22 protein-coding genes are annotated in these 24,907 nt (G+C 69.7%); 3 read left to right on the top strand and 19 right to left on the bottom strand.

Translation table 11 applies throughout. From position 1 onward, the window contains the following. Position 1: 1 nt before the first annotated feature. The 6 genes from AB0K08_RS12460 to AB0K08_RS12435 form a co-directional block, all read right to left on the bottom strand. Positions 2-3,118, bottom strand: coding sequence for a DUF4040 family protein (locus tag AB0K08_RS12460; protein ID WP_363354904.1), 3,117 nt, complete (start codon positions 3,116-3,118; stop codon positions 2-4). 40 nt (positions 3,119-3,158) lie between these two features. Beyond that, positions 3,159-4,412, bottom strand: a complete 1,254-nt coding sequence (locus AB0K08_RS12455; RefSeq protein ID WP_363354902.1) for an aminotransferase class I/II-fold pyridoxal phosphate-dependent enzyme — start codon at positions 4,410-4,412, stop codon at positions 3,159-3,161. 120 nt (positions 4,413-4,532) lie between these two features. Further along, the gene (locus tag AB0K08_RS12450; RefSeq protein WP_363354900.1) at positions 4,533-5,645 is read right to left on the bottom strand and encodes an NAD(P)-dependent alcohol dehydrogenase; all 1,113 of its coding nucleotides are present in this window, start codon (positions 5,643-5,645) and stop codon (positions 4,533-4,535) included. A 136-nt stretch (positions 5,646-5,781) separates the two neighbouring features. Next, positions 5,782-7,104 carry a hypothetical protein gene (locus AB0K08_RS12445; RefSeq protein WP_363354898.1) on the bottom strand — a complete coding sequence of 441 codons (1,323 nt, stop codon included), beginning with the start codon at positions 7,102-7,104 and terminating at the stop codon, positions 5,782-5,784. A gap of 78 nt (positions 7,105-7,182) precedes the next feature. Further along, positions 7,183-8,607 carry a hypothetical protein gene (locus AB0K08_RS12440; RefSeq protein WP_363354896.1) on the bottom strand — a complete coding sequence of 475 codons (1,425 nt, stop codon included), beginning with the start codon at positions 8,605-8,607 and terminating at the stop codon, positions 7,183-7,185. 2 nt (positions 8,608-8,609) lie between these two features. Then, positions 8,610-8,984, bottom strand: a complete 375-nt coding sequence (locus tag AB0K08_RS12435; protein WP_363354894.1) for a DUF6507 family protein — start codon at positions 8,982-8,984, stop codon at positions 8,610-8,612. Between the two features lie 161 nt (positions 8,985-9,145). On the opposite strand from AB0K08_RS12435, the gene AB0K08_RS12430 reads away from it, so the two are divergent. Then, positions 9,146-9,532 (top strand): hypothetical protein, encoded by a 387-nt coding sequence (locus AB0K08_RS12430; protein ID WP_363354892.1) that lies wholly within the window; start codon positions 9,146-9,148, stop codon positions 9,530-9,532. Between the two features lie 96 nt (positions 9,533-9,628). On the opposite strand, the gene AB0K08_RS12425 is transcribed toward AB0K08_RS12430, so the two are convergent. The 10 genes from AB0K08_RS12425 to AB0K08_RS12380 all read right to left on the bottom strand — a co-directional run bounded on the left by AB0K08_RS12425 (position 9,629) and on the right by AB0K08_RS12380 (position 19,373). After that, a complete protein-coding gene (locus tag AB0K08_RS12425) occupies positions 9,629-10,315 on the bottom strand; it encodes an NUDIX hydrolase (RefSeq protein ID WP_363354890.1) in 687 nt (228 codons plus the stop codon). A 61-nt stretch (positions 10,316-10,376) separates the two neighbouring features. Continuing rightward, complete coding sequence (locus tag AB0K08_RS12420) at positions 10,377-11,234, bottom strand: sugar phosphate isomerase/epimerase (protein WP_363354888.1); 858 nt, start codon at positions 11,232-11,234, stop codon at positions 10,377-10,379. A gap of 1 nt (position 11,235) precedes the next feature. Further along, complete coding sequence (locus AB0K08_RS12415; protein WP_363354886.1) at positions 11,236-12,015, bottom strand: SDR family oxidoreductase; 780 nt, start codon at positions 12,013-12,015, stop codon at positions 11,236-11,238. A gap of 29 nt (positions 12,016-12,044) precedes the next feature. Beyond that, positions 12,045-12,878, bottom strand: coding sequence for an SDR family NAD(P)-dependent oxidoreductase (locus AB0K08_RS12410; protein ID WP_363354884.1), 834 nt, complete (start codon positions 12,876-12,878; stop codon positions 12,045-12,047). 5 nt (positions 12,879-12,883) lie between these two features. After that, positions 12,884-13,855 carry a sugar ABC transporter substrate-binding protein gene (locus AB0K08_RS12405; protein ID WP_363354882.1) on the bottom strand — a complete coding sequence of 324 codons (972 nt, stop codon included), beginning with the start codon at positions 13,853-13,855 and terminating at the stop codon, positions 12,884-12,886. Positions 13,856-13,934: 79 nt separating this feature from the next. Then, positions 13,935-14,927, bottom strand: a complete 993-nt coding sequence (locus AB0K08_RS12400) for an ABC transporter permease (RefSeq protein WP_363354880.1) — start codon at positions 14,925-14,927, stop codon at positions 13,935-13,937. 1 nt (position 14,928) lies between these two features. After that, positions 14,929-16,461: a sugar ABC transporter ATP-binding protein gene (locus AB0K08_RS12395; protein ID WP_363354878.1), complete on the bottom strand. Its 1,533-nt coding sequence runs from the start codon at positions 16,459-16,461 to the stop codon at positions 14,929-14,931. Beyond that, positions 16,458-17,561 (bottom strand): zinc-binding dehydrogenase, encoded by a 1,104-nt coding sequence (locus tag AB0K08_RS12390; protein ID WP_363354876.1) that lies wholly within the window; start codon positions 17,559-17,561, stop codon positions 16,458-16,460. The genes AB0K08_RS12395 and AB0K08_RS12390 overlap by 4 nt, the downstream gene beginning before the upstream one ends. Continuing rightward, on the bottom strand, positions 17,558-18,550 hold the full coding sequence (locus tag AB0K08_RS12385) for a transketolase C-terminal domain-containing protein (RefSeq protein ID WP_363354874.1): 993 nt from the start codon (positions 18,548-18,550) through the stop codon (positions 17,558-17,560). The genes AB0K08_RS12390 and AB0K08_RS12385 overlap by 4 nt, the downstream gene beginning before the upstream one ends. A gap of 1 nt (position 18,551) precedes the next feature. Beyond that, positions 18,552-19,373, bottom strand: coding sequence for a transketolase (locus AB0K08_RS12380; protein WP_363354872.1), 822 nt, complete (start codon positions 19,371-19,373; stop codon positions 18,552-18,554). Between the two features lie 430 nt (positions 19,374-19,803). On the opposite strand from AB0K08_RS12380, the gene AB0K08_RS12375 reads away from it, so the two are divergent. Then, complete coding sequence (locus AB0K08_RS12375) at positions 19,804-21,294, top strand: aldehyde dehydrogenase family protein (RefSeq protein ID WP_363354870.1); 1,491 nt, start codon at positions 19,804-19,806, stop codon at positions 21,292-21,294. A gap of 101 nt (positions 21,295-21,395) precedes the next feature. Here AB0K08_RS12375 and AB0K08_RS12370 read toward each other — a convergent pair whose 3' ends face one another. Together AB0K08_RS12370 and AB0K08_RS12365 are read right to left on the bottom strand one after the other, a co-directional pair. After that, positions 21,396-22,667: an FAD-dependent oxidoreductase gene (locus AB0K08_RS12370; RefSeq protein ID WP_363354868.1), complete on the bottom strand. Its 1,272-nt coding sequence runs from the start codon at positions 22,665-22,667 to the stop codon at positions 21,396-21,398. A 3-nt stretch (positions 22,668-22,670) separates the two neighbouring features. Continuing rightward, the gene (locus AB0K08_RS12365) at positions 22,671-23,000 is read right to left on the bottom strand and encodes a 2Fe-2S iron-sulfur cluster-binding protein (protein WP_363354866.1); all 330 of its coding nucleotides are present in this window, start codon (positions 22,998-23,000) and stop codon (positions 22,671-22,673) included. A 120-nt stretch (positions 23,001-23,120) separates the two neighbouring features. Between AB0K08_RS12365 and AB0K08_RS12360 the strand changes: the two genes are divergently transcribed. After that, positions 23,121-24,089 carry a LysR substrate-binding domain-containing protein gene (locus AB0K08_RS12360; protein ID WP_363354864.1) on the top strand — a complete coding sequence of 323 codons (969 nt, stop codon included), beginning with the start codon at positions 23,121-23,123 and terminating at the stop codon, positions 24,087-24,089. On the opposite strand, the gene AB0K08_RS12355 is transcribed toward AB0K08_RS12360, so the two are convergent. Continuing rightward, a complete protein-coding gene (locus AB0K08_RS12355; protein ID WP_363354862.1) occupies positions 24,086-24,853 on the bottom strand; it encodes a helix-turn-helix domain-containing protein in 768 nt (255 codons plus the stop codon). The two genes, AB0K08_RS12360 and AB0K08_RS12355, sit on opposite strands and share 4 nt — an antisense overlap. Positions 24,854-24,907: the final 54 nt, after the last annotated feature.

Raw genomic sequence — 24,907 nt, 5'->3', positions numbered from 1 at the left:
GTCACCGCCCCCATTCGTCAGGTCGGTCGCCGGCTGAGATGTGTTGGCTGGTGGGCCTCACCGGTGTCCCGGAGTCGTTGTCGGCCCCGGCCCGCCGGTCGGCCGCGAAGAGCAGGCTGTCGATCGGGTTGTCCCTCGGACCGTCCACCTCCCCCGTCACGGTCTCGTCAATCCGTTCCCGGGCACCCTCTCCGCCGGGGCTGAGGTGGACCGAACGCGCCGTGCCGAGCACGTTGAACGCGAGCAGGATGAGTCCGATGACCGCCAGGTAGACGCCGGCGTCGAACACCATGGAGGTGCTCACGTGCTGCCCGAGGATGTATCCGTGCTGGGGTTCCATGTACGTCCCCGTGACCGCCATGTTCCACAGTCCGGTGGCCACGGCGACCACCACGCCGCCACCAATCAGGTAGACGGGCAGCCGGGGTGGGCCGACCTGCCGGTCCCTCGAGGTGGACAGATAGACCAGGCCAACGATGGCGGAACCCACGAGGGCCGCGATGAACCCGCCCCCGGGCTCGTTGTGACCGCGCAGGAACAGCACGGCCGAGACCACGGCGAGCAGCGGGATCAGGAAGCGCAGCATCAGCTGCAGCTGGCTGATGTTGCCCCAGGAGCTGAGGATGGCGCGGTGAGCCGTCGGACTGCCGAGGTCCGGGCCGCCGGTGCGGTCGGCGCCGTCCTGCTCGTGGGCCAACCGGTCCGGGTCCGGGTCCATGTACCGGTTGCGGACCGTGGAGAGCACGGCGGCCAGGGCGATGCCGGCCATGCCCAGCACGGCCAGTTCCCCGAGGGTGTCCAGGGCACGGAACTCGACCAGGATGACGTTGACGATGTTGTCACCGCCGGTGATCTCCCGCCCGTTCTCCAGCAGGTACGTGCCGACCTCGGACTTCTCTCGCCGGCCGGTCAGTCCCCACGTGGCCAGGCCGGTGGCGAGCCCGGCCCCGATTGCGATGACCGCCGCCGGCAGGGCCCGCCTGGCCCTGGGTGCCACGAAGGTCCGTGGCAGCTTCTGCAGGACCAGCATGATGACGATGATGGTCAGGCTTTCCACCAGCAGCTGGGTCAGGGCCACGTCGGGCGCGCCGAGGGCGACGATCTGGACCGTCATGAGCACGCCGATGGCGGACAACGCCACCGTGGCGCCCAGGCGTGAACGGGTCAGGGCCACACCGAGCGCCGCGACGGCCATCAGCACCAGCAGGACCACGTCCGCCGGCTGGGTCACGCCCTCACGCAACGGCGGCAGGCTGCCCTGCGCAGACAGCACCAGGACACCGGGGACCACCACGGCCGTCAGGGCGGCGACCATGGCGGCCGCGTGGGAGGCGGCGGCATCCCGGGCGGTGAGACGGGCGACGGCGTGACCGGCCACCGTCAGGCCACGGGTGCAGGCCTCGATGATGGAGGCGCCGCTGAACGGCAGCCCCTTGCACTCCAGGGCCGGCCAGAGCCGGTGGCGCAGCAGGACGGTCAGCAGACCCACGGCGAAGACCGCGAGCGTGGTCAGCAGCTCGGCCGTGACGCCGTGCCACAGCACGAAGTGCGGTTCGGCGGTGGCACCGGGCAGCGCCGTGGCGGTGGCGGAGCCGACGGCGGCATCCAGCAGCGGCAGCGTGAACAGAGCCGCGACGGAGGCGAGGATCGGCACTGCCGTGGCGGTCACGAGCACGCCGCCGGGTGCGTGGAGGGGCGTGGCCTGTCCCTGCCCCTGTCCGTGCCCGTGGTCCTGGCCCGGCGCCCGGTGCGCCGGGTCCCCGGATCCTTCGGGACGCTCCGGGTCGGTGAAACCGCCCACGACGACCTTGGCACAGTAGGCGAAGGTCAGCACGGAGCCGAGTGCGGCGCCGACCAGCGCAGCAGGTCCTGCCCAGGAGGCCAGCGTGCCGCCGGCCCCGCCGTCCGCGGACCACTGGTTGAGGGCCGTGAAGATGGACTCCTTGGAGATGAACCCGAGCAACGGGGGGATGCCGGCCATCGCGCCGGCGCCCAGGACGGTCACGGCGAAGGTGAACGGCATCGCCCGGTACAGCACCGGCAGGCGCCGCAGGTCACGGGTGCCGGTGGCATGGTCCACCACGCCGACCATCATGAACAGGCCGGACTTGAACAGGGCGTGCGCGATGGTGTGGATCAGTGCGGCGGCGATCCCGGCCTCGGTCCCGGTGCCGATCGCGGCGACGATGAGCCCGAGCTGGCTCACGGTCGAGTACGCCATGAGCTTCTTGAGGTCATGCTGTTGCAGGGCCCGCCAGCCGCCGACGGCGGAGGTCACCAGGCCGACGACGACCAACAGCACTGACCAGGTGGCGTCCTCGTGGAACACCGGGGAGAACCGGAGCAGCAGGAAGATGCCGGCCTTCACCACGGCCGCGGCGTGCAGGTACGCCGAGACGGGGGTGGCGGCCGCCATGGCGTCCGGGAGCCAGGAGTGGAAGGGGAACTGGGCCGACTTGGTCATGGCGGCTAGGGCGATGAGCACCCCGATCAGGGTGGTGAACGCCGGGTCCTCGGCCCACACGCCCGAGGCCATGACCTCGCCCAGGTCCGTGGTCCCGGTGCGGGCCGCCATCAGCACGACGGCGACCAGGAGGGCCAGCCCACCGAGGAAGGTGATGAGCAGGGTCCGCATCGAGGGGGCGACGGCCCCCTGGCCGGACCGGGCGATGAGCAGGAAGGAGGCCAGCGAGGTCAGTTCCCAGCAGATGAACAGCACCGCCAGGTCGTCCGCCGTGACGAGTCCGACCATCGAGAGCGTGAACAGGGCCATCCCGAGGTAGAAGCTCCGGTTCGGGCCGGGGTCCAGGTACTGGGTGGAGTAGACGAGCACCACCGCGCCGATGAGCAGGGCGATCAGGGTGAAGACACTGGAGACCGGATCGGCGGAGAACGCCAGCCGGATGCCCTCGCCACCCTCCCCGCCCCAGGACGGGATCCAGGGGGTGGACCAGGTGGCGGCATCAGAGCCCTGCGCCAGAGCCGGAACGTACGCGGCGGCCGCGAGCACGTACACCGCAGCCAGCGGCCAGCCGGCGTGACGGCCCCACCAGCGGCAGAACAGGGGGGTGAGGATGAGTCCGACCGCGAGGACTGCGAGGGTCAGGGCGGTGGACATGCGCTCCAGCCTAGCAATCCTGGAGGGTTCCCCTGCGCCATCACCCCCGCTGGAACCCCACGATCCGCTCGATCGCCTCGGCCACGTCCCGCTCCCCGGCGGCGAAGGACAGGCGCACGTATTGCTCCCCGTGGGCCGTGTCGAAGTCCGTCCCGGGGGTCAGGGCCACGTGCGCCTGCTCCAGCAGGGCCTCGCAGTAGGCCGTTGAGGTCCCGTACTTCTCCAGCATGGCCTCCCCCGGCTGCGCCCAGAAGTAGAAGGCGCCGTCCGCCGGGGCGGCGTCCGTCCAGCCCAGTCGGTCCTGGTTCGCCAGCACGAGCTCCCGGGCGCGGGCGAACCCGGCCACCTGCGCGTCGGACTCGGCGTAGGACTGCTCCGTGAACGCCTCGACGGCCGCGTACTGTGCGGCCGCCGGCGGGCATAGGGAGACCGAGCCGGAGAGTCCGCCGATCGCCGGTGCCAGGTCCTCGGGCATCAGCATCCAGCCGATCCGCCACCCCGGCATGCCCCAGTACTTGGAGAAGGAGCTGATCACCATCGTCTCCGTGGAATACTCCCAGGCGCAGACCCCGCGCACGACGCCGGCCCCGTCACCTCCCGCAGGCCTCGCGCCCTCGGTGCCGGGAGACCCGTAAGTCACCCCGTGGTAGATCTCGTCCGAGACCAGCCGCACTCCGCGGCCGGAGCACCAGGCCGTCAGCGCGGCCAGCTCCCCGCGGGTGGCCATGGTGCCCGTCGGGTTGTTCGGGGACGCCAGGATCAGCCCGGCCAGCGGACCGTGGGCGGCCTCCGCCTCCTCGAGCAGCGCGGGGGTGGGCTGGAAGCGCACGGCCGGGCCGGCGTCGAGCTCCACCACCTGGCAGCCGAGCGCGGTGAGGATGTTGCGGTAGGCGGCATAGCCGGGGCGGGCCATGGCCACGCGGTCCCCGGGGTTGAAGGCGGCGAGGAAGCCGAGCATGAACGCGCCGGAGGAGCCGGTGGTCACGGCCACCCGCGCGGGGTCCACGTCCAGGCCGTACCAGCGGCCGTAGTGCGCCGCGATGGCCTGCCGCAGCGGCGCGATCCCCAGGGTGGGCGTGTAGTTCAGGGCCCGCCCGGAGGCGTGCACCTCGGCGGCCCGCGCGTTGACGCCCGAGGGTGCCCCGCCGCCGGGTTCCCCGGCGCACAGGCTCACGACGTCGGCCCCGGCGGCCCGCAGCTCGGCGACCCTCCCGAGGATGGTCATCACCTGGAAGTCCGGCACCTGCGAGCGCGAGGAGGGGCCGAGCGGCGTGCCGGAGGAGTGCGGTTCCATGCTCCGAGCGTAGCGACCGCAATGAAATGCCCCGCCTACCCCACACATCACGGCCGCGCTACACGTCGAGAATCGCCGAACGAATCGACAGTTGGCGCGGCCGTGATCCCCTGTTCGGGGTCAGCCGATGCGCAGCACCGGCTTGATGGTCTGGCCGGACTTCGAGTCGGCGAAGGCCTGGTCCACCTGGTCGAAGCCGTAGTACTGCACGAGCTCGTCGAACGGGAAACGGCCCTGCCGGTACAGCGCGATCAGCGCCGGGATCAGGTCCTGGGAGGTGCCGGACCCGCCGAGGGTGCCGACCACGTGCTTGCCCCACAGGGTGCGCATGTGGTCCAGGCTGAACCGGGCCCCGGCGGGGGCGCCGCCGATGAGAATCAGGGTACCGAGCATGCCCACCGCCTCGGCGGCCTCCTCGATCACCGCGACCACGCCGGTGCAGTCGATGACGTAGTCGGCTGTCCCGCCGCAGATCTGCAGGATCCGCTCCAGGGCCTCCTCGCGCCCGGAGTTGATCACGTGGGTGGCGCCGTAGCGGGTGGCCAGCTCGAGCCGGGAGTCATGCAGGTCGATGGCGATGATCGTGGTGGCGGCGGTGTTGCGGGCGGCCATGATCGCCGCGAGTCCCACGGCACCGGCCCCGTAGATGACCAGGGACTCACCGGCGGAGGGCCGTGCGGTGTTCAGCACGGCCCCGGCGCCGGTGGTGATGCCGCAGGCCAGCACGCCCACCAGTTCCAGCGGTACCTCCGGGTCCACCACCACCAGCGCGTTGGCGTTGGCCAGCGAGTACGTGGCGAAGGAGGACTGGCCGAAGAAGTGCCCGGAGAGCGTGGAGCCGTCCGCGCGAGAGTAGGCCGAGGTCCCGGCCTGCGGCCCGATGAACCGTTGTCCGCTGGCCACGGCGGGGCCGAGCAGGTCGCAGTAGCGGTGCTCGCCGCGGCGGCAGTTGCGGCACTGCCCGCAGTAGGGCCAGCCCATGATGACGTGGTCCCCCACCGCCACGTTGGTGACCCCTTCACCGAGGGCTTCCACCACGCCGGCGCCCTCGTGGCCCAGCACCCCGGGCAGCGGCAGGGGCATGTCTCCGGCCTGGGTGATCGCATCCGTGTGGCAGACCCCGGAGGCCACCACCCGCACCAGCGCCTCCCCCGGGCCAGGCTCGGCCAGTTCCAGCGTCTCCTGGACGAACGGGGCGTCCTTCTCCTCGACGACGAGTGCTTCGATCTTCACGGGGGTATCTCCTGATCAGTCAGTCCGGGCGGCCGGTTCACCCGTCAGGCTATCGAAGGACCTGGCCAGCACCGGCCACTTCCGCCCAGGGGAACCGTCGGGGAACCGTCGGGGGGACGGCCGGGGGGGGCTCGGACTACCGCGCCCCCACGAGCCCGGAGACGGTGCCCAGCAGGTGCTCGAAGATCACCTGCGGCGGTTCCGGGTGCAGACTCACGGGACGCGAACCCCCCTCGTCCGGTTCCGCCTGGAACAGCCGGTAGGTGCCCCGGTCACCGGCCGTGACGCGGACGACCTCGTCCAGTCGAGAGGCGGCACCCGTGGCGTTGAGTGTCCAGATGAACCAGGGCTCCGCCCACACCGCGGTGTCCACGGCGCCCGCGCTCGGCGCCGGGGCCACGGCGGTCCAGTGGCTCATGAGCCGTTCCTGGCTCATGGTCTCCGTCTCCGGGAACAGGACCCATGCAGGCCCGGCGCCGGCCCAGGCGAACAACGCCGCGGGCAGCTGCTCCGTGCTCATCAGGTCCAGCTGCCGGTACCCGGACTGGCCCACGTGGGCCACCTCGTCGTGGTCGAGGTATCCGGCGGGAGGCCCCGCGGCGATCACGGCGTGGGAGCCGTCGAACCACGCCTGGAAGTCCGTGGCCGTCTCACCGCGGTGGGCCTGCACGGTGATCTGGGCGGCCGGCTCCGCCAGCAGGTCCAGGATGGGGCCGGCCTCCTCCGTGGGCTGGTGGTCCGCCATCAGCCCGGCCTCCTGGAGTTCCGCCATGGCCGGCGTGGTGCCGGCCAGCCGGCCGGGCCGGTTGCCGTGGGCCAGGTTCACCAGCAGCTCCAGTGCCTCGGTGGACAGCACGGGGCCCTCGGAGCGGTAGACGCCCATGCCGCGCACCGAGTCGAGCCGCTCGCAGGGCTGCCCGACGGCGGCGCTGGCCACCTCGTCGAGTCGGATCGCCTGGTCCATGACGGCCCCACCGGCCGCCGGGCCGGTGTGGTCGGCCACCGCAGCGCTGGCGGCGATCCCGTCGAACAGCGGACGGAGGGCCCGGTATGCCGGTGGTGTCAGGGTGGCCGTCAGCTGGACGGCCCAGCCGTCCTCGATGAACAGGTATTCGATGCCGATCAAGACCCGGCCATTCTCGGAACGGGACGTGACCAGGCTCCGGGCCGGGCCGGCGTCGCGCTCCCACCAGCCCACATCGATGACCTGGAGGTCCTCGAACTGCGCGAACAGGTTCCCCTGGGCCAGGGCGGAGAACTCGTGGAGCCCGCCCTCGAAGGGGTTGAGGACCCCCACCATGTTGGGGACGAACCCGGCGTCACCCTCGATCTGGGGGAAGGCGAAGAACTCGATCTCCGGGCGGGGCGCCTCGCCCGTGGCCCAGCCGCCGGGGATCCGCGCCCGGATGCGGGACCGGCCCTGCTGCTCCGGCGCTGGCTGCTGGTGGGGGGATGACATGCTGATGCGTACCTCGCCTCGGTGATCGGTCGGTGAGAGTCGGAGTGAGTCTAGGCGGTGGCCGGAACCGGCCGGCGGCTAGCCGAAGAGGCCGCCGATGAAGTCCTTGGCCTTGCCGGCCGCCTTGCCGATGCTCTCCCCCACATCCTTGGCTGTTTCCGTGAAGTCCGTGTTGTCCGCCACCCAGTCGCCGATGGCCCCGCCGACCTTCCCGCCGACCCAGCCGCCCACGAAGTTGCCCACGAATCCGCCGGCGATCCCGCCGATGGCGGCGCCGACGCCGGGGATGGGGATGAGAGCCTGGCCGATCGCGGCACCGGCATAGCGACCCACCTGGGTGCCGACCTTGGCGCCGACCTCCTCGCCGACCGCGGTGGCCACCTGGGTGGTGACGCCGTCGGCCACGGCCTCGGACTTGAGTTGCGCCTCGGACCAGTCGGGGTGCTTCTGACGGAGTTCCTCGTACTGCGCGGAGGTCGCCGAGGCGAAGCCGGCCACGTGGCCGGCGGCGTTCATCCCGCGCAGGGTGTTCTTGGCCCACTTGGGGGCCTTCGGCGTGCCCTTGGTCTTTCCATCGGTGGCGGCGTACCCCACGGTGACCGTGCCGTTCTTCACGGACAGGTGATGGCGATCCACCAACCGCCGCAGGCTCGGGTTCTTCGCCTTGCCATCCGTGCCCAGCAGCCTCCGGAACGCGGGAGAGGCCATCAGTGCGGTGAAATGGGGATTCTTGACGGGGTCGAACCCACCGGTCCTCTCCGCGAACTGCCTCTTCGAGAAGTCCGGCAGGAGTTGCCGGTGCTTCTGGTTGATCGCGTTGTTGCCGGCCTCGGCCCACGTATCGATCCGGTCCACGAACTTCGGGGGGATCGGCAGCTTGTCCAGCACCGCCGGCCTGACGATCCTCGGGGCGGAGAAGTTGTAGGTGAAGTACTTCGTGCTGCCCTTGGTGGTGTACCCCTCGAGGGCTGTCTTCGTCACGAAGGTCGCCACCGCGACCGGCAGGCCACCGTCGGTCAGCTCGAAGAGCTTGCCCGTGTTGGCGGCCCGGATGGCATCGGCGCAGGTCTTGGACGCATCGTCATAGTCGGTGGCCACGTCATTGATGCGCTTCTGGAGGTTGTTCCGCTCGGTGGCGTGGGCGGCGTAGTCGAAGTCCGCCACCGTGGTGTCCACCGCGTTGTGGGTACCGGCCAGTTGTTTGACGAGGTTGTACTCCGACCGCAGCGCCTCGATGGCGTCGGCGAAGTTCCCCAGGGCCGTCTTCACGGACGTGGCACAGGTGGAGGCCTCGTCCGCGTAGACCTGCACCATGTTCACGGCGTTCAGCGCGGTCTCCGCATCCGGCGTGCTGTAGTGGGCGGACAGCCCGGACCAGGAGGTGACGCCGTCCTCGGCGTAGCTGGCGGCGTTGGTGCCAGCGGTCTTGATGTCCCCGGCCGCTGCGTCGATGTCCCCGGTGTTCGGCAGCTTCTCCGGCAGCCCCGCAATGGTGACGGTCATGATCACTCCCCTGCCGGCCGGACCACCGGCGTGCTCTTATCCGCTTCGGGATCCTCATCCGGGAGGCCGGCCGTGGAGGCCTCCGCCTCGGTGGCCATGTCCGCGTCCCCGTTGACGTAGGCGTTGATCGCCTCATGCATCTTCAGGCAGATGTTGTCCCCGATGGCCTCCGCCGAACCGAGCATGACGGCCAGGTACTCGTTGTTCGTGGTGGACAGGGCCTCGCCGATCTCGAAGTTGTCCGTGGCCGAGATGGCGTCCAACACCGCGCTGTGGGCGTCCACCTTGAGCTGGTCGATCTTGTCGAAGTGTCCCTTCGTGGTGGTGACCACCGCCCGTGCTTCCGTGACGTCGATGGACCAGTGCTCCAAGGCCATGCTGCGGCTCCTTCCACTCAGTCCGGTCACTGTGGTCATGTCTCCCCCGGACCTGGACCATCCTAGGAAGTCGTTCCCGGCCCCGCGATGGGGAGAAGTCCCCATGCCCGGCGGGAGCGTGGCCGGCGCCCCTTCCCGCCTTGACACGTTAGCCTGTACGGGTGGAAATATGGGCAGGAATCGGACTCTTCATCCTCGGCGCCGCCTGGGTGGTGACCTCGCTGATGTGCATCGCCGGGGTCAATCGCGAATGGGCGCGTGCGAAGCCGTCCATCTTCAACTACCTGGCCCGGAACTTCATGCCCTATACGTACCTCGCCCTGGGCCTCCTGCTGGTGGGGCTGACCCCTCACCTCGTGTTCGAGGACGCACCCGTAGCGATCGACCTGTTGACGGTCCTCTTGGTGGTCTTGGCGGTGCCGATCGGTCTGATCTCGATGATCCACTGGCCGCTGTTCCTCTCCCCGCCCTGGTACCGCCGTTGGTACAAGCGCGGCGGGCGTATGGGCAACAAGACCCCGCTGTGGGACCCTCAGGGGCAGCTCTAGATCACGGCCGCGCTACACGTCGAGAATCGCCGGGCGAATCGACAGTTGGCGCGGCCGTGATCGCCCGTTCGGGGTCTCCACCTCGGCCATGAGTGCTCAGGTCATGATCAGCAGGGGCTGATCGGTGTCCGGTCGTCTGCGGTAGACCCGCGCCGGACGGCCCAGTCCGTTGCCGCCCGGCGGCACGGCCCGCAGCTCCAGCGCCTCGAGCTGCGGCTCCATGGCCCGGCGGAAGGTGTCCTTCTGGTGGGGGGAGCCCGCCACGGCGTCGTGGACCTGGCGCAACTGGGTCATGGTGAACTCACACTCCAGCAGGTTCCACGGGTCCGGCTCCTGCTCGTACTCCCAGCGCACCATCTTCACGGCCCACGCGATGATCTCGTCGTGGCTGAACGGCAGGCCGTGCACCTCGGTCACCGGGCGCAGCTGGCCGTGGCCGTGGGCCAGCCCCTGCTCCAGGGCGGCCAGCGGCAGCACGTCCAGGTGGGTCACGGTCAGCACCCAGCCCCGCTCGTCCCGGGCCGGGTCGTCGAAGACGTGCAGCTGGCGCGGGGAGCGTCCCTGGATGTGCATCCGGGTGTCCAGGCACCGCAGCACCGCGGCACCCAGCCGTTCGCGCTCGCGCAGCATGGTGCCGGGCAGCATCCACTCCCCGGCATGGCTGCCCTGGTCCCGCTGGCGCAGGACCACGTTCAGCTGGCCGTCGGCCACGGTCAGGAGGACGACGTCGGCCGCCACCGAGGGGCGGGGATAGGCCAGGAGGTCATCGCGTTCCGGAGACATGCCAACCAATCTATCCAGACTGGTGCGGGGTTCCGCGGCGGGTGAACGGTCCGGCAGGGGCTCAGGCGAACAGCGCAGCTGCGTCACGGACGAACTCCTCGCCCGTGCTGAAGGTGGTGCCCCAGATCCGCAGGGCGTCCGCCACCGGCTCCTGCATGGTGGCGCGGCTGAATCCCTCCACCCCGTACCTGCCCGTGTAGCCCAGCTCCCGGACCGCGCCCAGAATGCCGGCCAGGTCGAGGCTGCCGGTGGAGAGCAGGCCGCGGGAGGACTGCCCGAACTCCAGATACCCCAGGTGGGGCAGGGCGTGAGCCACGGCGCCCAGCAGGTCCGGTTCCTCGATCGCCATGTGGAAGGTGTCGAGGTGGATCTTCAGGTTCCTCGAGCCGGAGAGCTCCACGAAGCGCACCGCCTGGGCCGCCGTGTTCAGCACGGAGGTCTCATAACGGTTCACCACCTCGAAGGTCATCATGATCCCGGCCGCGGCGGCCTCGTCCGCCACGTCCCCCACCAGGGCCGCAGTGGTGGCCACGTCCTGCTCCGCCGGCAACGCGGAGGCGTCCCCGTGGACCCCGTAGGGCACCCCGTTGAGCTGGTCCCCGCCCATCCGGTGCGTCATCTCCACGATCCGCCGCAACTGCTCGAATCCCCGCCGCCGGACGTCCGGGCTGCCGGACATGACGTTCGCCTCCGGGGACTGGACCACCATCGCGATAGGTTCCAGGCCGGCGTCGTGAATCCGCGCGCCGAGCGCCTCGATACCGCGCGCCGAGGGGTCCAGCGGACCCAGCACCACGCGCCGGTACCCGGCGTCCCTCAGGACCGGCAGGCAGCGGGCGAAATCGGCACCGAAGGGATCCGTGGTGAAGGCCGCGCTCTGGCAGGCCAGGTCCGTACCGGCGGACAGGTCCTCCCGCACCTCAGAACTCCGGCAGGTCGAAGCGGTGCTTGAACACCGAGTAGCCGTCGTCCACGGACACCACGGTGCCGTTCATGGCATTGGACTCCTCGGAGAACAGGAAGGCCACCACGTTGGCGATCTCCTCCGGCTCGGTCATCTTGTTGCGCAGCTGCTCGGAGGCGAAGAGGTCCCGCAGCTGCTGGGGGAACTGCTGGATGATCGCGGTGTTGGCCCGCCCGGGGGTGATCGCCAGCACGCGCGTGCCGTGTTCGGCCAGCTCGTAGGCGGCCGAGCGGGTGAAGGAGATGACGGCGGCCTTCGCCGCCGAGTAGGTGAAGGACAGCTCCGCGGCCTGCTCGCCGTAGATGGAGGAGGTGTTCACGATGACCCCGCCCCCGCCCTGCTTCGCGAACTGCCGCCCGGCGGCCAGGATGCCGTAGTAGACCCCGTCCTGGTCCACTCGGATCATCGGGTGGTAGTCCTTGATCGGGTCGTGTTCCAGCAGCGGCTTGCCCCCGGCGATCCCGGCGTTGTTGAAGATCCCGTCCAGCCGCCCGTAGGTGTCCACGGCGGACTGCACGGCGGCCTCAACGGCGGTGAAATCCGAGACGTCCACCGCCACCGCGGCCGCCTGCCCGCCGGCGGCCGTCACCTCTTCGGCCACGGCCTGGGCCCCGTGGAGGTTGAGGTCCGCCACCATCACCTTCGCGCCCTTCTCGGCGCAGCGACGCACGGTGGCGCGGCCGATGCCGCTGGCACCGCCGGTGATCAGCAGGACTTTGTCTTTCAGAGTGGTCACATTGTCTCCTTGGGAGTTCTCGAGGTGGGTCAGAACATGGTGTGCGAGAGGGCCAGCGCCCCGCCGTCCACGGCGAGCACGGCGCCGGTGACGAAGGAGTTGCCCGGCGCCACGAGGAAGAGCATGGGCGCCTGGATCTCGGCCATGGTTCCCATCCGGGCCAGCGGAATGGTCTCCTCCCACATCCGCTCGCCGGCCTCGTCCAGCACGGCGTCCCCGCCGATCCGGGTGCCCTTGAACGGGCCGGGGGCGATCACGTTGACGCGGATGCCGCGGGGTGCCAGCTCGAGGGCGACCTGGCGGGCCAGGTTGATGATGCCCGCCTTCGTGGCCCCGTAGGCGTAGGACACCATGGGGTCCGTCCGCAGCCCGGCGGTGGAGGAGGTGACCAGGATCCGGCCGTTCTCCGGCAGCACCCGGGCGGCGGCGCGGACCGTGGCGAAGGTGCCGCTGAGGTTGGTGTCCACCACGTGGTCCCATTCCTCATCCGTGTACCGGGCGATGGCCCCGTCCTCGGTCCGGTAGCTGCCACCGCCGGCGATCCCGGCATTGGCCACGACGACGGTGGGCCGGCCGACCTCGGTGACGATCCGTTCCAGCGCCTCGTCGAAGGCCCCGAACCGGGAGAGTTCGGCGGCGTAGGCGTGGGCTGTGCCCCCGGCGGCGGTGATGCCGTCCCGGACCTCGTCCAGGCGCCCTTGGTCCCGGCCCAGGACGACGACGGTGGCGCCGGCATCCGCGTAGATCTCGGCGGCGGCGCGGCCGATGCCGCTCGAGGCCCCAGTGACGACCACGATGTCCTGGTGCATCGAGAAGATCTCCAGCAGGCGGTCGGTCCCGGTGGTGATGTCAGTACCGGTCATATGCCTCACATCGTCGGTTCGTAGTCGGCCACGTTGCTCCGGTCGATCAGCTCCGCTTCGACCTCCACGAAGTCCTCCTCGGGCAGCGTCCCGTCCGCGCGGAAGGCCTCGACGCTGTCCACCGTCATGTCCACGACCTTGGACCAGTCCTGCAGGACGGACGCGTAGAAGGGGCCGTCCTTCTCGATCTCCGCCGCGGCCGCACCGAGAGCGTCCACGCCGGTGACGTAGATGTCGTCCTGGCCGGATTCGTTGATGGCCTGCACGGCCCCGAGTGCGGCGTGGTCCCAGCCGGTCCAGATCCCGTCCAGCCCGTCCGGGTTGGCCTGCAGGAAGTCGGTGACGAACTTCAGGGTCTCCTCCTGCGAGGTACCCGGGTTCAGGACCTGCTTCATCTCGCCGCCGGCGAGGTTGGCTCCGGCGGCCTCCAGCTCGTCCACGGCGATGTTGCTGCGGGTCATGATCCCCACGTGGGGATCGTGCCCGATCACCATGACATCCTTGCCCTCGAGGCCGCCCATGGCCTCCTCCAGGGCGCCGAGGCCGAGGTCGGCGATCTGCTGCTGGTCGAAGGTGATGTCCTGGACGAAGTCGTCGTTGGGCTCCACGCCGCCGTCGATCGAGAAGATGGGGATCTCAGAGGACTCGGCGGCGTTGACCAGCGGGGCGATCTGACGGGGGTCCGGGAAGCCGGCCACGATCACGTCGGCCCCCTGGGTGATGGCCGACTGGACGTCGGTGTTGATCTTGTCGTAGTCGAAGTCGGAGGTGTACAGGGTGACGTCCCAGCCCTTCTCCTTGCCTTTCTCCACGAGCTCGTCGAGGGATTCCTTGCCGGCCGGGGTGCCGTACCCGGCGGTGAAGGCGGCGACCTTGAAGGTGTCCTCGCCACCGGCTCCGGCGTCACCGGAGCACCCGGTGAGGGCCAACATCCCGGCGACGGCCAGGCCTGCGGTGATCTTCAGTGATGTACGCATGGTCTTCTCCTGTGGAAGGTGCCACCAGACGGTGGCCGTGGGTGGATGGGGGTATCCGGGGTGAGGGGCCGGGAGGGGCCTATCGGTGTTTGGACTTGAAGGAGGAGAGCAGGACCGCCCCGACGATGATCACGCCGGTGAGCACCTGCTGGATGTAGGTGTTGACGCCCACGATGTTCAGCCCGTTCTGCAGCACGCCGATGATGCCCACGCCAACTAGGGTCCCGCCGAGGTTGGCCTGGCCGGAGTTGGCGATGGTCATGCCGAGGAACACGGCCGCCACGGCGAGCATCATGTAGTCGTTGGCGCTCGTGGCGCTGGCGCTGGAGAGCCGACTCACCAGCACGATGCCGCCCAGCCCGGAGGCCAGACCGGCGAGGGCGAAGGCCCAGAACACGTTGCCGCGGACGTTGACGCCGGACAGCCGTGCCACCTCTGGGCTGCCGCCCACCGCGTACCAGCGGCGGCCCACCGTGGTGTAGCGCAGCACCACCCAGACGATGAGCGCCACCACGATCGCGAAGACGACGGGCATGGGGATGCCCAGCGGCCGGGCCTGGCCAATCCAGAAGAAGGACTCCGGCATGCCGTAGAGCGTGGTGCCGTCCGTGACGATGAAGGCCAGGCCCCCGACGGTGGTCATGGTCGCAAGGGTCGCCACGATGGCCGAGATGTTCAGGTAGGCCACGAGCAGCCCGTTGATCATGCCCACGGCCAGCCCAGCGAGCAGCCCCAGGACGATCGCCACCGGCACCGGCAGTCCGCTGAGCATCAGGGCGGAGGCGGTGGCCCCGGACAGGGTGGCTGTGGTCCCCACAGACAGGTCGAAGTGACCGGTGACCATCACCATGGTTTGGGCGGCCGCGATGATGGTCAAGATGGCCACCTGGGCCAGGACGTTCGTCAGGTTGCCCAGGCTCAGGAAGGCCGAAGGGCTCATCACCCCGAAGATCAGGATGAGTGCCGCCAGGGCGATGATGGTCCCGCCCTGCCAGACCATCTGGACCAGGGGCGCACGCTTCTCGGGCACGGCCACCGCGGTCACGGTATCGGGGGGAGTCACGGTGGCCATCTCAGGCGTTCCTTCCGTAGCAATAAGACAGGAGTGTCTCCTCGTCGGCGCCCTCGGCGGGCACCTCTCCGGAGACGCGTCCCTCATGCATGATGAGGATCCGATCGGACAGGCCGATCAGTTCGGGGAGTTCGGAACTCACGGCGACGATGGTTGTTCCCTGCGCCGCCAGCTGCCGGATCAATCGGTAGATCTCGGCCTTGGTGCCCACGTCGATGCCGCGGGTGGGTTCGTCGAGCAACAGCACCTGGGGGTTCCGGGCCAGCATCTTGGCCAGGACGACCTTCTGCTGGTTGCCGCCGGAGAGCAGCCCCACAGCCTGACGCGGGCTGCGGGCCTTGACGCGCAGGTTCTCCATGCCGCGACGGGCCAGTTCGGTGACCCGGCGGGAGGACACCCAGCCAGCCGAACTGACCTTGTCCAGGTTGGCCCCGGCGATGTTGTCCTGGATCGAGGCACCCACGGAGACGCCCTGCGAGCGCCGTTCCTCGGGCACCAGCGCGATCCCATGGTTAAGGGCCCGGCCCACACCAACGGTTCCCGGCAGGGCCTGCCCGTCCACGGAGATGGTCCCCGCGGTCCGCTTCTGGTCCCCGGCCAGCAGGCGCATCAGTTCGCTGCGCCCCGATCCGGCCAGGCCGCCGACGCCCAGGACCTCGCCGGCGTGGGCGGTCAGGCTCATGCCCTGCACCTTGTTGCCGCACAGGTCTTCGACGCTGAGCACCACCCGGTCCGTGGCCGTGCCGCGCTCGGGGAACAGGTCCTCGGCGGGCCGGCCCACCATGGTGGAGATGACCTCGTCGATGGTCATCTCCGCGACGTCCCGGGTCACGATGGTCTGGCCGTTGCGCATGATGGTCACGCGGTCGCAGAGCTCGAAGACCTCCTCCAGGCGGTGGGAGACGTAGACGATCCCGACCCCGTCCGCCCGCAGCCCGCGCAGCACCGTGAACAGGTCCTTGATCTCGGTGTCCGTCAGGGCCGCCGTCGGCTCGTCCAGGATGAGCACCCGGGCGTCCGCGGCCAGGGCGCGCGCCACCGAGACCATGGTCTGTTGCACGGGCGAGAGCCGTCCGGCCAGCCGGCGCAGGGGGATGTGACCCTGGTTGAGACGGTCCAACTGGCGCCGTGCCTCGCGGCGCAGCTCGCTGAACCGCACCAGTCCAGAGGTGCTCGGGGTGCGCTCGCCGAGCAGGATGTTCTCGGCCACGCTGACCGTGGGGATGATCGAGGTCTCCTGGTACAGGGCCACCACACCGGCGTGGTGGGCGTCCCGCACCCCGGAGAACCGGACCTCCTCGCCCGCGGACTCGATCGAGCCGGCGTCGGGCTGGTGGACGCCGGTGAGGACCTTGATCAAGGTGGACTTGCCGGCCCCGTTCTCTCCCAGCAGGGCGTGGATCTCGCCGGGGCGGACCTCGAGGCGGGCCTCGCTCAGGGCGGCCACCCCGTCGAAGTTCTTGGAGATCCCGGTGGCCTGCAGCACGAGCCTCTCGGTCTGCGCGGCGCGGGGCTCGGCCGTGGCGGTGCTCATGCCCGCCCCGTCCCGGCCCCTGGGTCCTCCGGCAGCCGGTTGCACCGGATGACGACCTTCGGATGGGCTCCGCCCAGGTGGGCCTCGAAGGCCTCGGCGGCGTCCTGAAGGTCGAAGACCGACTCCAGGAAGGGCTCCAGGTCCAGTTCCTCCAGCAGTCGTACGGCCCGCGGGAACGTGTACGGGGAGACGAAGACGCCGGTCAGCGTCAGCTCCTTGCGGTACAGGTAGTCGGAGAGGTTCAGCGGCAGTTCGTACTCCTCCGGGTACATGGCCCCGTAGACCACGGTGCCGCCGGGGGCGGCCAGGTCCAGCAGGCCCGCCACGGCGTGCCGGGACCCGGAGGCGTCGATCACGACGTCGAAGCCCCCTCCCCCGGTGATCTCGCGGTTGCGCTCGGCGAGGGTTTCGCTGTTCGGGTCGATGACGTGACGGGCGCCGAAGCGCCGGGCCAGCTCCCGCCGTTCGGCGATCGGCTCGATGAGCGTCAGATCCGTGGCTCCGTAGCGGTGCATGAGTTGCAGGGACAGCTGGCCGATGGGCCCGCCGCCGCAGACCGCCACCCGGTCCCCCGGGCGGATGCGGGTCTTGTCCGCGATGCGCACGGCCACGGAGGTCGGCTCCAGCAGGCAGCCCTTGAGCAGCGAGACGGAATCGGGCAGCCGGTACACCTGGGACTCGTGCCAGACCACGGAGCGGGCCATCCCCGGGCGGTTGTACTCGTGCAGGTTCGCACAGAACTGCTGGCGGCCGTCCTGGCAGGGCTGGCAGGCCCCGCAGAAGCGGACGAAGTTGCCGGACACCCGGTCCCCCACCCGCAGGTCCGTGCGGCGGACACCGGGGCCGATCTCCGCCACCACCCCGGAGATCTCGTGGCCCAGCCCGATCGGCACGTCGGTGCCGAAGAAGCCCTCGGCCAGGTGTGGGTCGGAGCCGCAGATCGCGGCGTAGGCCACCGTGATGCGCACGTCCTCCGGCCCCACCCGATCCGCAGGGAAGGTGACCACTCCGACGGCGCCGCGCTGGCCGGCGTCGGGCGCCGTCAGGCTGCCGATCTTGGTGACCGCGACGGTCTCGACCTCGATGGCCGGGGCGCTCATCCCGCCGCCCCCCGGACCACGTCACGTGCTGCGTCCACGGTGGCCTGCAGCCCATAGCCGTGCTTGTCCCGCAGCTCGGTGTCCTCGCCGAAGCCGGCGAAGACCTGGGGGATGCCGAGGCGTTGGAAGCCCTCGAGGCGGATGCCGCGGTCCACGAGGACGTCCGAGATCTGGGAGGCCAGGCCGCCGTAGGCCAGGTGGTCCTCCACCACCACGAAGCGGCCGGTCTCCTCGGCGCAGCGCTGGATGAGGTCGGCGTCGATCGGCTTGAGGGTGAACATGTCCACCACGCGGGCGTCGGTCCCGTGCTCGGCTGCCAGGATCTCAGCGGCCTCCAGGGCCTGGCTGACGGTCTCGCCGTGCGCGAAGAGGGTCAGGTCCGTGCCCTCGCGGGCGGTGATGCCCTTGCCGATCTCGACGGTGACGGAGCCGGGCTCGTAGACCACCTTGTCCTTCTTCCCCACGGCCAGGCGGATGTAGAGCGGGCCGGTCATGGACATGGACTGGCGCAGCACCTCCCCCACCATGAGCGGGTCGCCGATCGAGGTGACGGTCATGTTGACGAGGGAGGTCATCAGGCCGAGGTCCTCCACCGCGTAGTGGGTGGAGCCGCCGTTGCCGACCAGCCCGCCGTGGGTGCCCACGATCTTCACGGGCAGGTTGGGGTAGCAGATGTCCGAGCGGACCTGCTCCAGGGCGCGCATGCTCAGGAACGGGAGCATTCCGGAGACCACTGGGATGTTGCCCTCGTAGGCCAGGCCCGCCGCGAGGCCCACGCAGGCCTGTTCCGAGAGACCGACGTCCACGAAGCGGTCCGGGAAAGCGTCCCGGAACTCCACGAGCGTGGCCCCGATGTCCGGGGTGAGGACCCAGAGGTTGTCATTCGCCTCGCCCAATTCCTTGAGCGTCTGGCCGATCACCGTGCGGGAAGAGAGCATCTCCCCGAAGGTGAAGGAGGTGACTTCTGCGGTGGAAGCTGTGCTGGTCATGTCAGGCCGCCTTTCGTCCGTGGGCCAGCGAGGCCAAGGCCCGCTTCAGGTCCGTCTCGTTGAGGGAGCCGGCGTGCCAGGCGAGGTTGGCCTCCATGAAGTCCACGCCCTTGCCCTTGACCGTGTCGCAGATGATCACCGTGGGGGTGTCCGAGTCCGGTTCCGGCAGGGAGTCGAAGGCGGTCACGAGGGCACCCATGTCATGACCGTCCACCTCGATGACGTTCCAGCCGAAGGCCCGCCACTTGTCCGGGTAGGGCTCGAGCTTCACGCGCTCCTCCGCGAAGCTCGTCATCAGCTGGCGGTTGCGGTCGATGAACGCCACCAGGTTGCCGAGGTTGTTGCTGTTCGCGGCCAGGGCGGCCTCCCAGACCGATCCCTCGCCGGTCTCGCCGTCCCCCATCAAGGTGAAAACGCGGTGGCTCATGCCGTTGCGCCGGGCATGCAGGGCCATGCCGGTGGCCAGCGGGAGCCCGTGGCCCAGGGACCCGGTGGAGACCTCCACCCCGGGCAGCTGAACCTTGCAGGGATGCATGCCGTACGCGGAGTCGAGCTGGCCGTAGGTGTCCACAATCTCGCGGTAGTCGAAGAAGCCGCGGATGGCCATGGTGATGTACATGCAGACGGCCGCATGGCCCTTGCTGAGGACGAAGCGGTCCCGCTCCGGGTTGCGCAGATCCTGCGGATCCACTCGCATCCCGTACTGGTACAACAAAGTCAGAATGTCTGCGCAGGAAAGGTCTCCACCAATGTGGACTGAACCGTTATATTCGCCGCAGAGAAGCAGTAACTTCTCCCGCAGCTCGTAGGAAAGGTCTTCCAACTCGGAGACACTGGCCTCCGGTCGAACAATCGTGGATGTCAAGGGATCCCCCAGGGAAATCGCGGCGCCCCAGCAACTTTGCTGGGAAGTGATCTATGTCTCCGAGAGACAGTAGACGCAACCCGACCGGAGGTAAAGACTTATTTCCCTCATTTTTGCGTTAACTTGTTCAAATCAAGCCTGACAAGGGGATCTACGACAAAATTCCTTCACGATGCCATGCCTTGCGGCGATTCCGGGGTCGGCGGCGCGCGCATCCTTGACGCACCCCGACCCGCTTTGGTTCACTATGATGAGAGTGATGTGAATCACGCCCCTCGGCGCCCATCCACGGACCACCCCGTCTCACCGCGGACAATCCGCATTCACCCGGATCCTGATGGATTTTCACGTCTCCTCGGCCGCATTCACTATCCCTGAAAGAGGCATCATGACTGACACCAGCACCGTCACCCAGGCTGGGGGCGCTGCCCCGCAGGGCCTGCCCAGCACCCCGCTGTACTACGGGGGCCAGGAGCACCAGACCACGGCCAAACTGACCATCACCAACCCGGCCAGGCCCTCGGAGGTCGTCGGCGAGGCCGCCTCCGCCACCCGTGCGCAGGCCCTCGAGGCCGTGGCCGCCGCGAAGGCGGCCTTCCCCGCCTGGGCGGCACTGTCCCCCACCGAGCGCGGCGCCCTGCTGACCGAGGCCAACGCGACCGTGGCCGCCGACGTCGAGACCGATGCGGCCATCCTGTCCTCGGAGAACGGCAAGGTCGTCGGCGAGTGCATCGGCGATCACATGGGCCTGGTCGCCCGCACCGAGCTGGCCGTGGGCCTGGCGGACATCGTGGACGCCGCCGAGACCCTGCCCGGCCCGCCGACCGAGACGGTTGTCTCCTACAAGCCCATGGGCGTGGTGACCATCATCGTCCCGTTCAACTGGCCCATCGCGATCCTCGGTGCGGCCCTGCCCTACGCCCTGATGGCCGGGAACACCGTGGTGGTCAAGCCGCCGCCGTCCTGCCCGCTGGCCACCACCCGCGCGGTCCAGCGCTTCGCTGAGAAGCTGCCGGCCGGCGTGCTCAACGTGGTCACCGGCGAGGACGCCGAGATCGGCGAGGCCCTGGTCTCCAACACGGACGTGGCCAAGGTCTGCTTCACCGGCTCCGTCGGCGGCGGCAAGCGGATCATGTCCATGGCCGCCCAGTCACTCACCAACGTCACCCTCGAACTCGGCGGCAACGACGCCGTGCTGATCCTCGAGGACGCCGAGTTCACCGAGGCCAACATGGACGCGCTGTTCGGCGGGATCTACGCCTCCACCGGGCAGATCTGCATGAACGCCAAGCGCATCTACGTCCACTCCTCGAAGAAGGAGGAGCTGGTCGCCGCGCTGAGCAAGCGACTCGAGCAGGTGAAGATCGGCCCGGCCACGGATCCCTCCACCACCATGGGCCCGTTCCACCAGAAGGCCCAGCTGCAGTTCGTCACCGACCTCGTCCAGGAGGCCAAGGACTCCGGGGCGGACGTCCGCGAGTTCGGCGAGCTGCCCGGCGGCGAGTGGGCCGAGGGCAACTTCATCCGCCCCTCGATCGTCCTGGACCCGGACCCGTCATTGCGCGTGGTCACCGAGGAACAGTTCGGCCCGACCATCCCGATCATCACCTTCGACGACGTCGAGGACGGCATCCGGATGGTCAACGACACCCAATACGGGCTGTGCAACTCCGTCTGGACCTCGAACGAGGAGACCGCCCGCACCGTAGGATCACGCCTGCAAGCCGGCTACATCTTCCACAACACCCACGGCGCACCGTTCCTGGACCAGCGCGCCCCCTTCGGCGGCATCAAGCAGTCCGGCATCGGCCGCGAGATGGGCCCCATCGGCCTCCGCGCCTTCATGGAACCCCACGCCCTCGGACTCTCGAAGGCCTGACCCCACCCCTACCCCACCCCGCCCCCAGGCGCAAAGTGACCCCACCCCCGTCGTTGTGACGGGGTGGGGTCACTTTCTGCCTGCGGTTCGGCGTCCGGCGCCTACACTCCGACCAGCGCCATCCGCTCCTTGTAGGCCGCGCGCAGCGAGAACCCCTCCGCGAGCGCCTCCTCGCGGGTGATCTCCAGGCCCGCCGAGAGGATCTTCCGCGCGGAGAGGTGGTCGGCCGGCTGGTTGACGGATTCCACGGCGGCCAGGATGCCGTCCCGGAAGCAGAACACGGAGAACCTCGGGTTCGCCGGGTCCGCGTCCCCCACCACCACGGTCTCGTCATCGGCGCGCACGATGTTGGCCATCTGCAGCCGGAACGGGCCCTGGGTGGACCAGAACCACGGCAGTTCGCGGTACGGGGCGTCCTCGCCGAGGATCACCTTGGCCACGTGGCGGGCGTGGTCGGTGGCGTTCTGCACGGACTCCAGCCGGAACGGCCCGCCGAAGTGCTCGCACGGGAAGTTCGCGCAATCGCCGATCGCGTAGACGTCCGGGTCCGCGGTGCGCAGGTTCGCGTCCACCACGATCCCGTTGGACACCTCGAGGCCGGCCTCCGCGGCCAGGTGGTCGTTGGGCTGGACCCCGACGCCGGCCACCACCAGGTCTGCCGGATACCGGTCCCCGGTGGTCGAGACGGCGAAGGCGACCCGGCCGTCGTCGCCGGCTTCGAAGGAGGTGATCCCCTCGTTCAACCGCAGATCCATGCCCAGCTGCTGGTGGGCGCCGGCGAACCAGTCACCCAGCAGCGGGGTGAGCGCCCGGCCCATGGGGCGCGGGGCGAACTCCAGCACGGTGACGCGGCAGCCGCGGGACAGGGCCGCGGCGGCGAACTCCAGGCCGATGAACCCGGCGCCGACCACCACCACGTTCCGTGCGGTGTCCAGCGCGGCGCCGAGCTGTTCGGCGTCGGCCAGGGTGCGCAGGCCGTGGATGCCGGGCAGGTCGATGCCCTCGGTGGGCAGCTCGCGGTTGCGGGCACCGGTGGCGAAGACCAGCGAGGTGTAGGGCAGCACCGTGCCGTCCGCGAGGGTGACGGTCTTCGCCTGCCGGTCCACGCCGGTAGCGGCGGTGCCGGTCCGCAGGTCGAGGTCCTGCTCGGCGAAGAAGGCCGGCCCGCGCAGCGGCAGCGGGGAGGCAGCGTGGCCGCCGTCGGAGGCCTTGAGGTAGTCCTTGGACAGCGGGGGGCGCTGGTAGGGCTGGCCGGCCTCCTCGGCCACGAGGGTCACGGGGCCGGTGTAGCCGCCCTCACGCAGGGATGCGGCGGCTTGCAGCCCGGCCTGACCGCCGCCGATGATGACGGTTCCTGGCAGCTGGGTGGCCATGGCTCAGACCTGCTCTTCCGGGACGTCGACCTCGATGGACTCCAGTCCGGGGGCGCCGACCTCGATCTGGCAGCCGAGCCGGCTGCGCTGCGGGTCGCGCTCGGAGGCGGTGACCTCCAGCATCTCCTCCTCGTCGTCGCCGATCTCCGGCAGGGCCTCGAGGTAGTCCTCGCGGACGTAGACGTGGCAGGTGGCGCACATGGCCTGGCCGCCGCATTCGCCGACGATCCCGGGGACGCTGTTCTTCAGAGCGGCCTGCATGATGCGGTCGGGCTTCTCCAGCTCCAGGACCTGGGTGGCCCCGTCGGGCTGGTGGAAGGTGATGGTGGGCATGCGGTGCTCCTGGGTTCGGCGGTTCGGGGTGATGCGTTGCCTCCATCCTGTGCTGGACATCACATCGAAGCAAAGGGGAAGATTAGACAATCAACATCGGATTTCTCGATAAAGGACGTCATGGCCCTCCCCTTCACCCTGCGCCAGCTGGAGATCTTCGACGCCGTGATTCGCGCCGGCTCCCTGTCCGCAGCAGCGCGCGAGCTGACCACGGCGCAATCCTCGGTGTCCTCCGCGATCGACGAGCTGGAGCGGCAGGTCGGTCAACGACTCCTGGTCCGCCGCAAGGCGCAGGGCGCATGGCCCACCGCGGCCGGCCGTCAGCTGCACCGGGAATCGGCCATCGTCCTGCGGACCGCCCTGGAGGCCGGCCGAATCCTGCAGGAGCGGGACGGCCATTTGCGCGGCCCGCTCACCGTGGGGGTCTATGACACGCTGGCGCCCTACATCCTGCCCATGATCCTCACTGACTTCGCCGATTCGCACCCACTGGTCGAGCTGTCCTTCGTGGAGACGGACCACTCCGGCCTGATGTCCGGGCTGCAGTCCGGAGCCATCGACGTGGGATTCACGTACCCCCACGATGTTCCGACCGAGATCAACCACGAGCTCATCCTGCAGCGCTCCCCCCACGTCCTGCTGCCGGCCGGCCACCGCCTGGCCGGGCGGCAGCGCCTCACGGTGGCTGACATCGACGGCGAGCCATTGATCCTGTTGGGCAACACCCCCAGCAAGGTCAACACCCTGCGCGTCCTGGGCATCACCGAGCAGGATCCGCGCATCGCCTGGGTCACCTCCTCCCTGCCCCTGACCCGCGCCCTGGTGGGCGCCGGGCTCGGGATCGCCACGCTGGTCCAGCCGGACGCCTCGCCGTGGACCGTGGACGGCCACGCCGTGGTCGAGGTCCCCTTCGACGTGGACGCGGAGGACGTGCGCGTGCATGTCGCCTGGCTCAAACCTGTGGAACGACGCCGGCCCCCTCGCCGAGTGACGGAACTGGTCACCTTCACGCAGGAGCGGTTCACCCCACACATCAACGACATCGACGCGTGGCGACGGGAGCATGCCAGCGCGGGAAGGCCCCGCTAGGGCCGGCCGCGCGTCAATGTCCCCGCAAGCCGCTCACCGGTCAGGCGCGCCGCCTGCCGCAGAGATCCGACCACGGACTCCACCCCTGACTCGGCGGCCGGCACCACGGCGGCCAGCGCGGCCACCGGCGCCCGCCAGGGGGCGAAGACCGGAACGGCCACGGCCGTCGCGTCCGGATGGATGAATCCCTCCGTCACGAGGAAGCCCCGATTCCTGGCTGAGGCCATGAGCCGTTCCATGGCTGTCCCATCCAGGTCCGGAGCCGGGGGGCGCGGAGGGCGGCTCGAGGTGGCGTACCCGGACCGGGCGGGCTCGTCCGCAAAGGACGCCAGGAGGATTCCGCTTGAGGTCACGTACCACGGCAGGCGCCCGCCCACCTGGGTGAAGTTGACCACGGACGTGGGCCAGGACAGCCGTTCGATGTAGAGCGACTCAAACCCGGTCAACACGCTCAGCTGGACGTGATGCCGGATCTCCGCGTGGGCCTGTTCCATGGGTGCCAACGCCGCCTCCCGGAGGCCGAAGGTCCCAGGGGCGCGGATGGCCAGCTCCCAGAGCCGGACCCCGAGCACATATCCCTGGTCCATCCGCTCGAGCAGACCCTCATCCACCAGTTGACCGGTGATCGAGTGGACCGTCGAGACCGGCATCCGCGACCGCCGGGCGATCTCCGTCAGAGTCAGGTCCGAATCGTCCGACGTGAAGGCCTCCAGGACCCGGCAGATCCGCGCCACGGCGGACCTCCCGTCCGATCTCCTGGCCATCGCCACCCTCCGATTCCGAATGATTCGTAGTTTTCCTCGATCCAGTGTGACACG

The sequence above is a fragment of the Citricoccus sp. NPDC055426 genome (assembly GCF_040677445.1).
Classification (GTDB): Bacteria; Actinomycetota; Actinomycetes; order Actinomycetales; family Micrococcaceae; genus Citricoccus.
Note: the sequence above shows the minus strand (reverse complement) of the source record. Positions and strands in the feature narration are given on the sequence as shown.